The sequence below is a fragment of the Stenotrophomonas indicatrix genome, from assembly GCF_050573115.1.
Classification (GTDB): Bacteria; Pseudomonadota; Gammaproteobacteria; order Xanthomonadales; family Xanthomonadaceae; genus Stenotrophomonas; species Stenotrophomonas lactitubi_A.
In genome coordinates, this window is sequence record NZ_JBNYZT010000002.1 from 434,687 (window position 1) to 447,778 (window position 13,092).

Sequence of the window (13,092 nt, forward strand, 5' to 3'; positions counted from 1 at the left end):
GCGCCCCGCACGTTGGAACGTCCTCCTCATGGAAGTCCGCCATGTTCCTGCGCCGCAGCCTGCTGTGCCTGGCCCTGTCCGCCGCCGTCCCGGTGTTCGCCGCCGACATCACCTTCTGGGATACCCCGCAGCGCGGTGGCAACAGCTTCAATGAAGCGCCGCCGGACAAGGCCTATTTCCAGGCCCTGCGTGACACCGGCGCTACCTGGGTACGACTGACCCCGGACAAGTGGCGCAGTGCCGGCGGCCGCGATTTCCTGATGGGCGATGCCGATCACTATCAAGGACTGGTCCAGGCCGACGTGACCACCCTGCGTCGCGCGCTGGATGACGCCAATGCCGTGGGCCTGAAGGTGGTGCTGGTGCCGCTGTCACTGCCGCTGCTGCGCTGGAAACAGAAGAACGGCGACGTGGTCGACCAGCGTCTGTGGCAGTCTTTGGACAACCATGCACCTGCGCAGCGCTTCTGGCGTGATCTGGCCGCCGCGCTGAAGGGGCACCCGGCGTTGGCCGGCTACAACCTGATCAACGAGCCGGCGCCGGAATATGGCACTGCGCTGGCCGAACATGCCTCCCGCGAGGACATGCTGAAGTGGTACGCCGGGGTGCAGGGTGGGCCGCGCGACCTGCGCCAGCTGTACAAGGAGCTGGTTGCCAGCGTGCGCGAAGTCGATGCAGACATGCCGTTGATGCTTGATGCCGGCTGGTATGCCGCGGCCGATGCGTTCGACTACTGGCCTGCGCCGCTGGACGACACGAAGCTGCTGTACAGCGTGCACATGTATGAGCCGTACGCGGCCACCAGTGCGCCGAACCAGAAGCGCGACAAACCGTACCGCTATCCCGCCGAAGTGCCGTTTGGCGACCGCAGCGAGCGCTGGGACGCCTCACGCGTGCGCAGCTACCTGCAGCAGCCGATGGACTGGGCGAAGACGCATGGCATCGGTGCCAACCGGATGGTGATCGGTGAGTTCGGCTGCATGCGTCGCTGGCCGGATTGCGGCGCCTACCTGCGCGATGTGCTGGCGGTGGCCGAGCAGCAGAAGGTGCATTGGGCGTTCTATGCCTTCCGTGAGGATGGTTGGGACGGCATGGACTACGAACTGGGCGACAAGCCGCTGCCGGGATCGTACTGGCAGGCGGTCGAAAAGGGTGAAGCCGTGCAGCCGCCGCGTTCGATGCAGGCGCCGTTGTTCGCACCGATCCTGCAGCGGTTGAAGGCGGGGGCGCGCTGACGCCTCCGCGGTAGCGCCGGGCCATGCCCGGCGAGTGCATCGATAGTCGCCCACCTTGGTGGGCGTTGTGCCGTGTGCCAACCAAGGTTGGCACCTACCAGAGCATGGTGCGACCGCTTTGGTAGTCGCCCACCTTGGTGGGCGCTGTGTTGTGTGCCAACCAAGCTTGGCATCTACCCGGTCACGTCAACCGTGCAGGTCGTAGCGGTCCAGTTCCATCACCCGCGTCCAGGCGGCGATGAAATCCTGCACGAACTTCTTCTCGCCATCGGCACTGGCGTACACCTCGGCCAATGCGCGCAGCACGGCGTTGGAACCGAACACCAGATCCGCACGGGTGCCGGTCCAGCGTGCAGCGCCATCGCCGCGGCTGCGGCCCTCATAGCTTTCGCGGCCGGTCGCCTTCCAGGTCGTGCCCATGTCCAGCAGGTTGACGAAGAAGTCGTTGCTCAACGTGCCGGGTCGATTGGTGAACACGCCGTGCTTACCGCCATCGACGTTGGTGCCGAGCACGCGCAGGCCACCGACCAGCGCGGTCATTTCCGGTGCGGTGAGGGTCAGCAGCTGCGCCTTGTCGATCAGCAGCGCCTCACCCGGCACGCTGTAAGCGCCCTTGAGGTAGTTGCGGAAGCCATCGGCAGCCGGTTCCAGCACCGCGAACGATTCGACGTCGGTCTGCTCCTGGCTGGCATCGGTGCGGCCCGGGGTGAACGGCACGCTCAGGTCATGGCCACCGGCCTTTGCCGCCTGCTCGATGCCGACGCCACCGGCCAGCACGATCAGGTCGGCCAGCGACACCTGCTTGCTGCCCGCGCCGTTGAACTCGGCCTGGACCTTTTCCAGCGCGGCCAACACCTTGGCCAACTGCTGCGGCTGGTTTACCGCCCAGTCCTTCTGCGGCGTCAGGCGCACGCGCGCACCGTTGGCGCCACCGCGTTTGTCCGAACCGCGGAAGGTCGAGGCCGAGGCCCACGCCGTCGACACCAGCTCAGTCACGCTCAGGCCGGTCGCCGCGATCTTCTGCTTCAGCGCGGCGATGTCCTTGGCGTCGATCAGCGGGTGCTTCGCTTCCGGCACCGGGTCCTGCCAGATGAATTCCTCGGCGGGTACTTCCGGGCCGAGATAGCGCGCACGCGGACCCATGTCGCGATGGGTCAGCTTGAACCAGGCGCGGGCGAACGCATCGGCGAAGGCCTGCGGATCCGTCAGGAATTTCCGCGAGATCTTTTCGTAGGCCGGATCCATGCGCAGCGACAGGTCGGTGGTCAGCATCGTCGGGCGGTGCTTCTTCGACGGATCGTGCGCATCGGGAATCACCGCATCCGCATTCTTGGCGACCCACTGGTGGGCACCGGCCGGGCTCTTGCTCAGTTCCCACTCATTGCCGAACAGGATCTCGAAGAAGTCGTGGCTCCACTGCGCCGGGGTGCGGGTCCAGGTCACTTCCAGGCCGCTGGTGATGGTGTCGCCACCCTTGCCGCTGCCAAAGCTGTTGGCCCAGCCCAGGCCCTGGCTTTCCAGGCCCGCTGCTTCCGGTTCCTTGCCGACGTTGTCGGCGGGGCCGGCGCCGTGGGTCTTGCCGAAGCTGTGGCCACCGGCGATCAGGGCGACAGTCTCTTCATCGTCCATCGCCATGCGGCCGAAGGTATCGCGGATGTCATGCGCGGCCAGCACCGGATCGGGATTGCCGTCCGGGCCTTCCGGGTTCACGTAGATCAGGCCCATCTGCACTGCGGCCAGCGGGTTTTCCAGTTTGCGCGAATGCACGTCGCCATCAGCGTCGTCATCGGACACCAGCACGCCGTGGTTCTCTTCCACACCCTCCGAGCCGTGCTTGTAACGCACGTCGCCGCCGAGCCAGGTGGTCTCGCGGCCCCAGTACACGTCCTGGTCTGGCTCCCAGGTATCGGGACGGCCGCCGGCAAAGCCGAGCGTCTTGAAGCCCATCGATTCCAATGCGACGTTGCCGGTCAGGATCAGCAGGTCGGCCCAGGAAATGGCCTGGCCATACTTCTGCTTGATCGGCCACAGCAGGCGTCGCGCCTTGTCCAGACTGACGTTGTCCGGCCAGCTGTTGAGCGGCGCGAAGCGCTGCTGGCCGCGGCCACCGCCGCCACGGCCATCGTCGATGCGGTAGGTACCGGCGCTGTGCCACGCCATGCGGATGAACAGGCCGCCGTAGTGGCCGAAGTCAGCCGGCCACCAGTCCTGCGACTCGGTCATCAACGCCTTCAGGTCGGCCTTCAGAGCGCTGTAGTCCAGCCCGTTGAAGGCCTTGGCGTAGTCGAAGCCCGCATCGAGGGGGTTGGAGCGCGTGGAGTGCTGGTTGAGCAGGTCCACGCGCAGCTGGTTCGGCCACCAGTCGCGATTGGTCGTCGCATCACCGACGACGGCATGGTTGAACGGGCACTTCGCTTCGCTTTTCATGGGTCTCTACCTGTGGACTGGCGAATGAGGGAATCAGATCGCTTACCCACCATAGGCATCGCCTAACGATGGGTAAATTCGATTGATTCAACCGCTGCGATAGTGGCTACCTATGGTCGGCAGCGCTTGGATCGTTGTGCGCGATCAGCGCTTGAGCAGCCCCGCGCCGAGCTTGAGCAGATCGCTGGCGCCGAACTGGCCATCGCCGTCCTGGTCGAGCGCACCGCCGAGCAGGCTGCCGATGCCGCCGCCGGATTGCTGTGCTTCCTGGCCCAGGGCCTGGCTGAGCTGGCCGGGGTTGCCGCTCTGGGCAAACCGCTGGGCCAGGAACGACATGACGATGGGGGCGAGGATCGCCAGCAGCTGGCTGGACTTGCTGCTGTCCAGGCCGGTCTTCTGGCCCAGTGCTTCGGCCGCCTGCGAGGTCTGCCCACCGAAGACGTGGCCGAGGATGCCGGCACCGTTGGTGGCGTTGCCACCGCCGCCGCCCATCACCGCGCCGAGGATGCTGCCGAGATCGAAGCCGCCACCACCGCCGCCGGCCGAACCGAGGTGGTCGCGCTGCAGGGCATTGAGCAGGGACTGCGCGCCCTGCGGCTCACTGGCGTTCTGGCCCATCGCGCCGAGCAGCAGGGGCAGGGCGCTGCCGACAGCCTGAGTAGCTTGGCTGCTGTCCAGGCCGAGCTGCTGCGAGACCTGCTGCAGGCCTTGGCTCTGCTGCAGCTGCTGGAAGAGGGATGCGGCGAGGGATTCGGTGTTCATGGCGGTCTCCGGTCTGTGAAGGGCGAACCGCCCGAGCATAACGCCGTGTACACGACGGCAATGCGAAGACTTCATGGCGGGGTTCTGCCGGGCAGGGCCGGCGGAACCTGCGCTCTGCGTTACAGCAGGGCCTTCAACCGGTACAGCGCTTCCAGTGCCTGCTTCGGGGTCAGCTCGTCCGGGTCGATCGCGGCCAGCGCTTCCTGCGCCTTGTTCGGCGGGGCGGCGAACAGTCCGAACTGCTGCGGTGCATCCAGCGCCTGCGGGGCGAGTTCGGCGGCATGGCTTTCGCCGCCGCGCTGTTCCAGCTCGGCCAGGCGTCGACGCGCCTGTGCCACGGTGGCGCGCGGCAGACCGGCAAGGGCAGCCACCTGCAGGCCGAAGCTGCGGTTGGCCGGGCCGTCCTTCACCGCATGCATGAACACCAGCGCTTCGCCGTGCTCGACGGCATCCAGATGCACGTTGGCGATGCCGCTGCGGCCACCCTCGTGCTGTTCGTCGGCCAGCGCGGTCAGTTCGAAGTAATGGGTCGCAAACAGCGTGTAACAGCGGTTTTCGTAGGCGAGGTGGCGCGCCACCGCGTCGGCCAGGGCCAGGCCGTCGTAGGTGGACGTGCCGCGGCCGATCTCGTCCATCAGCACCAGCGAATGCGCAGTGGCGTGATGCAGGATGTAGCTGGTTTCGGCCATCTCGACCATGAAGGTCGACTGCCCGCGGGCAAGGTCATCACCGGCGCCGATGCGGGTCAGGATGCGGTCGATCGGGCCGATCAACGCGCGACTGGCCGGCACGAAGCTGCCGATGTGGGCCAGCAGCACGATCAGCGCGTTCTGCCGCATGTAGGTCGATTTACCGCCCATGTTCGGGCCGGTAATGACCAGCATGCGACGGTCCGGGTGCAGGTCCAGGTCGTTGGGCTCGAACGGCTGGTCACGCACCGCTTCCACCACCGGATGGCGGCCGCGCTCGATCTTCAGGCACGGCTCGGCCTGCAGTTCCGGGCGCGCCCAGTCCAGCGCCTGCGCACGTTCGGCGAAGGCGGCCAGCACGTCCAGTTCGCTGAGTGCGGCAGCACACTGCTTGAGCGGCTCCAGCTGGGTGCCCAGCGTGTCCAGCAGCTGCTCGTAAAGGTACTTTTCGCGCGACAGCGAACGGTCGCGGGCGGACAGTACCTTGTCCTCGAATGCCTTCAGTTCTTCGGTGATGTAGCGCTCGGCGTTGGTCAGTGTCTGCCGGCGGGTGTAGTGCACCGGCGCACGGTCGGACTGGCCCTTGCTGATTTCGATGTAGTAGCCATGCACACGGTTGTAGCCGACCTTCAGGGTGGCGATGCCGCTGCTCTCGCGCTCGCGCTGTTCCAGGTCGACCAGGAACTGGTCGGCGTGGGTCGACAGGCGGCGCAGCTCATCCAGCTCGGCGTCGAAGCCATCGGCCAGCACGCCACCATCGCTGAGCTTGAGCGGCGGCATGTCGGCGATCGCGCTGGCCAGCAGGTGGGCGCATTCATCGTGTTCGCCGAGCGCGGCGTGCAGGGTCTGCAGGCGCGGTGAATCCAGTGGTGCCAGCACCTCACGTACGGCCGGCAGCAGGCCGAGGCCATCGCGCAGGGTGGAGAAGTCGCGCGGTCGTGCCGAGCGCAGGGCGACGCGGGTGAGGATGCGTTCCAGGTCGCCGAGGCGGCGGAACTGCTCGCGGATATCTGCGTCCGCGCCACGGTCGATCAGTGTTTCCACCGCGTGGTGGCGCTGCACCAGCACCTCGCGCAGGCGCAGCGGCCGATGCAGCCAGCGGCGCAGCAGGCGGCCGCCCATCGGCGTCACCGTGCTGTCGAGCACGCCGAGCAGGGTATTGCGGGTATCGCCGTCGACGCGGGTGTCCAGCTCCAGATGGCGCCGCGTTGCCGCGTTCATCGCGATCGCTTCGCCGGCGGTTTCCATCGAGATGGAGGTCAGGTGCGGCAGGCGCTGCTTCTGGGTTTCCTCGACATAGCCGAGCAGGGCGCCGGCAGCGGCGGTGGCGCGCGGCTTGTCGTCGATGCCGAAGCCGCTCAGGTCATGCAGCTTGAAGAAGTTCAGCAGCTGGCGGCGGCCACTGTCGGCGTCGAACAGCCACGGCGCGCGGCGACGTACGCCGCTGCGCTGGCGCAGGAAGTCGGGCCAGTTCTCTTCATCCGGCACCAGCAGTTCGGCCGGCTCCAGGCGGGCCAGCTCGGCCTCGAGTGCGTCGTCGGTGTCGACTTCGTTGACCAGGAAGCGGCCGCCGGCCAGATCGGCCCATGCCAGCCCATAGCCGCTCTTGTTGCGCGACAGGGCCATCAACAGGGTGTCGCGGCGCTCGTCCAGCAGCGCCTCGTCGGTAACGGTGCCCGGGGTGACGATGCGCACCACCTTGCGTTCGACCAGACCCTTGGCCAGTGCCGGGTCGCCGATCTGTTCGCAGATCGCCACCGATTCGCCCAGCGCCACCAGTCGTGCCAGGTAGCCCTCGTAGGCGTGTACCGGCACGCCGGCCATCGGAATCGGTGCACCACCGGAGCTGCCGCGCTGTGTCAGGGTGATGTCGAGCAGGCGCGCGGCCTTGCGCGCGTCGTCGTAGAACAGCTCGTAGAAGTCGCCCATGCGGAAGAACAGCAGCAGGTCCGGGTAGTCGGACTTGGCTGCGAAGAACTGCTTCATGAGGGGCGTGTGCTCTGCACTGGCCTTGGATGCAGACGGTTTCGCTTTTGAATCAGTGGTTTGCAATTGAGCTTCCTACGTTTGTAGCGATCGATCCAGGTCACTGACGGCGAGTAACGGGGTTCTTCGTTGCGCCACGGTTGCGGCGGTCACTCAAAGAGCATCAAATCGATGTTGCGACGGATACACGGCGGATCGACCATGGATACGGTTGTTGCGGCGCAGGCAGATGCCCCGCGCCAGCGAGGCACCAAGTTTAAGCTGACCTGCCGCCAAATCTGCGAACTGAGCGTGGCCAAGAGCCCGCTCGACGGCAAGCAGGGGGGGGGCATCGCCCCTCGACCACCCGCAGACCCCGGAAAGCCTTACCGCGTCTTGGACGGCAACCAGGGAGCGCCAACTGGCTTTCCGTCTATCTCGCTATGAGCGCGGAGAGCGCGAGCCTGACCATGAGACCCTGTCGGTGCTCAGTGAGGCGTGGGCGTGCCACCGGTCTACTTCCATGGCAGTTCGGATGTGCTGGCCGAAGTCATTCTTCTTCTGGCCCGATTGCCCGCAGAGCGTCACATTGGGGTCCTCAATCTCATCAAGAAGCACTTGGATCCGAACGCGACCTAGCGCGGTGTGGTTAGTTGTTCCTTTTCGGAGGCGCGTCGCTGTCTCGTTGCTGTCCGAAAAGCGTGTGCTCCTGCACAAAAACCGTCATTCGGCTGTTCTAGGATGTGCAGGCCCCCAGTGATAGGGGGATGTTCGTTCCGCGCATTAGGGATTGATGTCGGACACAGCCCCTTGGCCGGATTTGCCAACCGCTGTTCACATGGAGTGTGCACCAATGGCGTCAGCCATGCCTCTACGCAGCCACAAGGCTGCCGTGATCGTCTCTTTATGCTTGGCATTGGGGGGGCTATCGACCGCAAGTGCAGCGACCTACTACGGTCCTCCCTACAAGGTTCAGTCGTTCCGCGGGGTTGGGTCGTTTGATAGCGTTGGTGCCGCGGTGAATTTCTTGGTGGGGAAAATCCAGGCTCCCTGCCAACAGGACCCGAAGTGCACCAAGCCGCCTGTTGTCACGGTTCGCTACGGAAACGACGGCTGGGCGGCGCGCATCTACGTGAATGGCAAGGCCAGCGACAGCGTTTTCGCCTCCGAGATCAGCATTGGGCAGCCCCAGAAGAACTTTGGGGGCTGCCAAAAGCGGTGCTCGGCCGGGCTTGGCTCAGCCACGGACGGAACAGGTGCCCGAGGCGCGAGGAACAGCGCTGCCGCAGCCAATGCCCGCGACCCAGGCAGTCCCTTCGAGGGCGACCCGATCAACACGGCGACCGGTAACTTCTACCGGCAGGAAACCGATTACGAGTCCCCTTCTGGACTGACGTTCCGTCGCTTCTACAACAGTTCCCCGCGTGCGCCAGGATCTTCCTTGGGGCCTCAGTGGCGTCACTTGTTCGATAGGCGCTTGGAGTTGTTCGAGTCTAATACCGGCGTGGCTGGCGAGCCCACCTACCTGAGGGCATTGCGGCCTGACGGCAGCTCGGAGTTGTTCACCAAGGTCAGCGGTGGATGGTCGTCGGATCCTGACGTGGCTGACGTGATGGTGGCCGGCCCAGATGGTGTGGGCTACGCGCTGCAGTTGGCAGCCAATCGCCAGACCGAAATCTATGACGCGGCAGGGCTTTTGAAAGAAGTCTTCGACTCCGCAGGCAAAAAGCTGCTGTCCCTTCAGCATTCAGACGCCGCCACGCCGTCGGAAATTGCACCGGCACCCGGATTGCTGCTAGCGGTAACCGACGAACGCGGTCGCACCATGGGTTTCTCCTACGACGCCGCTTCTCGCCTGAGCAAGGTGACATTGCCGGATGGTGCGTCCCAGACATTCAGCTACACCACGGCAGGGCAGCTTGCATCGGTTGCTTATCCGGATGGCACGAGCAATGGCTATGTCTACAACGAGCCGGCCAACAGCCCAACCGTGGCCGGCACGTCGTTCCTTACGGGTATCGTGGACGAGAAGGGCATCCGCTACGAGACGATCAAGTACAACGCAGGCCACCGCGCCTACTACGCCGAATTCGCGGGTGGGGTAGACGCGACCACCATTGACTACGCCGCCTACATCATGAAAGGCGTCATGCCGGTAACGGTCAAGGGGCCGCTGGGCGCAACGTCAAACTATGGCTTTGTGGACACTGGGAAGGGGCGGATCATGCCGTCAGGCGGCTCTGCGGCTTGCGGCACCCAGTGCAATCAGCCCTACAAGGCCATGACCTATGACGCGAACGGCTACCCGGCGTCGGTCAAGGATTTCAAGGGAATCACTACAAGGACGACGTACACGGCAGACGGGCTGCTGGCCGAACAGGTTGACGCCGCCGATACCCCGCAGCAGCGCACCACGACGACCACGTGGGACGGCGCACTGCGTTTGCCCCTGAGCCGGGTGGTCAAAAACTCTGCGGGCGTCGCCGTTTCCAGCAGTTCATGGAAGTACAACGCGTTGGGCCTGGAGGTCGCGCGGTGCGAGGTGGATCCTGCCATTCCGGCTGCGGTCGGGTATGCGTGCGGAGCTGCGACCAATGCACCAGCTGGGGTTCGTCAATGGACCACCGCCTACTGCTCGGCGGTGGATGCCACCCAATGCCCGCAAGTCGGTCTTGTCCTTACCGAAGACGGGCCGCAGTCTGATGTTCAGGACGTTACCAAGTACAGCTACTACCTCACCGCGGATGAGTCGGGTTGCGGAGTTCTAGGGGGCTCCTGCCACCGTGCTGGTGACCTTCAGTCCGAGACCAATGCTGTAGGTCAAGTGACGACACGGCTGGCCTACGACCGCAACGGACGTGTCACGCGCGTTCGGGAAACGACGGGCACAATCCATGATTTTGGCTATTCCAGTCGAGGCAAGCTCACCTCGATAACCGAGCGGAACAGCGTGGACGGAGCTGCGTCTACCAGCGATCGAGTGACCACCTTGTCCTACGATCCGACAGGCAACGTCGCATCGATTGTTGACCCCGATGGAGTATCCCTCAGCTACACCTACGATGATGCGCACCGTGTCGTTCAGATCAATGACGGGGCCGGGAACAACATCCGCTATACCCTCGATGTGGCAGGCAATCGCACCAAAGAGGAGGTGTTCGACGCAGGTGGTGGACTGAAGCGTTCGCTCTCTCGCGTTTACAACAAGCTGGGGCAGCTGGTGTCTCAGAAGACGGCAGCGGGGAATTCAACCGACTTTACATATGACCTGGCGAACAACGTCCAGCTCATCACGGATGCCCTGAAGCGCAAGACGCAGTTTGATTACGATCCCTATGGAAGGCCCAGCAGGGTGCTTCAGGACGTTTCCGGGTTGGCGGTCGAGACGCGATACGAGTATGACGCAGAGGGCAGGACCACCTCGGTTATTGATCCCAAGGGCTTGGCGACTACCTACGGCTACTCGGGGCTTGGTGATTTGTTGAGCCGCCAGAGCCCCGACACGGGCGCGACCACTGCCAGCTATAACAGTGCAGGGCAGCAGACGAAGCAGGTTGACGCCAATGGCACGGCTAGCAGCTACACATACGATGCCCTGGGGCGCGTGGTGCGCAAGGTTTATGGGGACCAAGCAATTGTTGCGTCATACGTGTATGACCAAGTCGAGAACATCTGCTCACCTGGTGAGTCGTTTGCAATCGGGCGGCTCTCATCCATGCAGGATGACGGCGCTAAAACCCAGTATTGCTACGATCGCTCCGGCAATGTGACGCGCAAGGTGCAGACGTCATCGGGGCAGAGTGTAGGCGTCAGCTATGCCTATACCAATGCTGGCCGACTTCGTTCTGTCACCTATCCTGACGGAACGGTGGCGGACTACAAGCGGGATGCAGCCGGCACCGTCACCGAGATCGGCGTGACTCGACCGGGTGCTGCTCGTGTCGTGTTGCTTTCCAGTGCAAAGCGCCATCCCTTTGGCCCCTCTGCGGGCTGGATCTACGGCAACGGGCGTACGCTGTCGCGAGACGTTGACCAGGACTACCGTCCGTCGGGGTTGAACGGCAGTGGCTCGGGTGCGCTGAATGCAGCCTTCTCATTCAGTGCCGTGGGCGAGTTGATCGGCCTCACCGCCGGTGGGACTGGGGCAACGTCTGTATCGCTGACCTACGACGCCTTGAGCCGATTGACTGCTTTCAAGGATGCGGCGACTGGCTCGATCATCGACAGCTACTCCTACGACGCCACAGGCAATCGCACGTCTGCGAAGGTCAATGGAGCTGACCAAGCTTACGTCTATCCGTCGGACAGTCACCGCTTGCAAAGCGTTGCGGGCGTGTCGCGTGCCTACGATACGGCCGGCAACACGCTTTCGATCCAAGGCGTGGAGCGCGAGTTTGCTTACAACGCAATGGGGCGCTTGAGTGCGGTGAAGCGAAACGGCACGGTTGCTGCGGAATACCATTACAACGATCTTGGCCAGCAGGTCATCCGGAAGACCGGAGGGAATTTGGTCCTGAGTCTCTATGACGAGCGTGGGCAGTGGTTGGGGGAATACGGTCAGGGAGGCGTAGCGCGTCAGCAGGTGATCTGGTTGGACGACCTTCCCGTCGGATTGCTGAGCGAGAGTGCCCTTTACTATGTCCAGCCGGATCATCTGGGTACCCCTCGCGTTGTCGTTGACCCAGCCCGTGACGTGGCGGTTTGGAGTTGGGATATGAAGGGGGAGGCGTTCGGTGCAACGGCCCCAAATGAGGATCCTGACCAGGACGGCAGTCTGTTTGAGTTTGCGATGCGCTTCCCTGGGCAGCTCTATGAAGGTGTTTCTGGTCTCAACCAGAACTACTATCGTGACTACGATCCGTCTGCTGGACGCTATGTGCAGAGCGATCCCATCGGAATTGCGGGTGGCATTGGAACCTACGGATACGCCGAGAATTCGCCCATCCAGCTTAGTGACAGATTTGGTCTAGCTAGCTGCTATTACTCGATCCGGGATGAGCGAATGGAGTGCTTCCCGTCGACAGAAGGAAAGCAATACCTTTCGATCAGGGTTGCCTCTGGAAACAATGGGGGCGGGATGCAGTGCAAGAACAACCCGGCTTGTACAAGCCTCCAAGGACGTGGCCCTATTCCGACAGGTAAATGGAACTGGACAAGTACCTGGACCAGCAAGCCCAATGGCCGAGCTTTGGAGCCTGCTCCAGAAACCAATACCTTTGGCCGATCCCTGATAAGGTCGCACAGCTGTGCAAACGCCTTTGGTCCGTCGCTGGGCCCGCACTTCTGTTCCGAGGGGTGCGTGACAGGTGCTGCCGCGGACCTGAAAAAGCTCAATGAGCTAATCGACGATGAGCCAGGGAGTACTCTGCAGGTGATGGATCAGTTTACGCGTCTTCCCCCAAGATTCTGGTGAGCCGATGAAAACCACTGTGCTGATTTCGTGCTTCGTCCTTTGTGTTCTATATGGCTCCTCGGTGTCCGCCCGGCCGCTGGCAGAAAGACTCGCGGCAGACATGGAGATGGCCGAACACTCTATTCTTGCCTCGCTGGTAGTGCACAAGAGTTCCGAGAGCAAGTCACTGTGCTCTCAGACGCCATATGCCTGTGTAGGAGCTGACGGTGCTGAGCTTGGTCTTGCCTTGATAGGGGGCAGTAGGAGTCCGGCTGCCCCTCGGAACTTGGTTGAACTGTCCCGCTTCCGTATGGACGGAGCGCTCTCCGAAGACTACAAGTGCTACGTCGCCGCGCAGGGCAATTCAATGGTTCAGGCTGCGTCGAGGCTGGATGCCAGGAAGCTGGCAGGTCAATGCCTCTCCGAACTTGCTGCTTTCAAGCGTCGGGCGGGCGGGGCGAAATTCGACGTGGCGCCTGAAAACATCTGTAGCTCAGTCGCGGACATCCAGAGTTCCCTGCGTGACGTGGTCAGGCTCGCCAAGGCCGGTAGTGACTGCGATGGCGTCTGAATCGGTCGTTTGACATGTACTACCACAACCGGTCGCGCTGTAACGGTTGGC

6 protein-coding genes are annotated in these 13,092 nt (G+C 63.5%); 3 read left to right on the forward strand and 3 right to left on the reverse strand.

Going from position 1 to position 13,092, the window contains the following annotated elements; genetic code table 11:
• Nucleotides 1-41 precede the first annotated feature (41 nt).
• Complete coding sequence (locus tag ACQ5SA_RS08000; RefSeq protein ID WP_499313883.1) at nucleotides 42-1,235, forward strand: glycoside hydrolase family 5 protein; 1,194 nt, start codon at nucleotides 42-44, stop codon at nucleotides 1,233-1,235.
• Between the two features lie 186 nt (nucleotides 1,236-1,421).
• Here ACQ5SA_RS08000 and katG read toward each other — a convergent pair whose 3' ends face one another.
• The 3 genes from katG to mutS all read right to left on the reverse strand — a co-directional run bounded on the left by katG (nucleotide 1,422) and on the right by mutS (nucleotide 7,099).
• Nucleotides 1,422-3,662, reverse strand: a complete 2,241-nt coding sequence (gene katG, locus ACQ5SA_RS08005; protein WP_499313885.1) for a catalase/peroxidase HPI — start codon at nucleotides 3,660-3,662, stop codon at nucleotides 1,422-1,424.
• Between the two features lie 144 nt (nucleotides 3,663-3,806).
• Nucleotides 3,807-4,424, reverse strand: coding sequence for a DUF937 domain-containing protein (locus tag ACQ5SA_RS08010; RefSeq protein ID WP_499313886.1), 618 nt, complete (start codon nucleotides 4,422-4,424; stop codon nucleotides 3,807-3,809).
• Between the two features lie 119 nt (nucleotides 4,425-4,543).
• Nucleotides 4,544-7,099: a DNA mismatch repair protein MutS gene (gene mutS / locus ACQ5SA_RS08015; RefSeq protein WP_499313888.1), complete on the reverse strand. Its 2,556-nt coding sequence runs from the start codon at nucleotides 7,097-7,099 to the stop codon at nucleotides 4,544-4,546.
• An 844-nt stretch (nucleotides 7,100-7,943) separates the two neighbouring features.
• On the opposite strand from mutS, the gene ACQ5SA_RS08020 reads away from it, so the two are divergent.
• Nucleotides 7,944-12,491 (forward strand): RHS repeat-associated core domain-containing protein, encoded by a 4,548-nt coding sequence (locus ACQ5SA_RS08020; RefSeq protein ID WP_499313890.1) that lies wholly within the window; start codon nucleotides 7,944-7,946, stop codon nucleotides 12,489-12,491.
• Nucleotides 12,492-12,495: 4 nt separating this feature from the next.
• Entirely contained in the window at nucleotides 12,496-13,041 is a 546-nt protein-coding gene (locus ACQ5SA_RS08025; RefSeq protein ID WP_108723607.1) for an Imm57 family immunity protein, read from the forward strand.
• Nucleotides 13,042-13,092: the final 51 nt, after the last annotated feature.

What these genes read in the sequence shown, in the direction of transcription:
- ACQ5SA_RS08000 (WP_499313883.1), top strand. Translation starts at nt 42, where the DNA reads ATGTTCCTGCGCCGCAGCCTGCTGTGCCTGGCCCTGTCCGCCGCCGTC.
- katG (WP_499313885.1), bottom strand. Translation starts at nt 3,662, where the DNA reads ATGAAAAGCGAAGCGAAGTGCCCGTTCAACCATGCCGTCGTCGGTGAT.
- ACQ5SA_RS08010 (WP_499313886.1), bottom strand. Translation starts at nt 4,424, where the DNA reads ATGAACACCGAATCCCTCGCCGCATCCCTCTTCCAGCAGCTGCAGCAG.
- mutS (WP_499313888.1), bottom strand. Translation starts at nt 7,099, where the DNA reads ATGAAGCAGTTCTTCGCAGCCAAGTCCGACTACCCGGACCTGCTGCTG.
- ACQ5SA_RS08020 (WP_499313890.1), top strand. Translation starts at nt 7,944, where the DNA reads ATGCCTCTACGCAGCCACAAGGCTGCCGTGATCGTCTCTTTATGCTTG.
- ACQ5SA_RS08025 (WP_108723607.1), top strand. Translation starts at nt 12,496, where the DNA reads ATGAAAACCACTGTGCTGATTTCGTGCTTCGTCCTTTGTGTTCTATAT.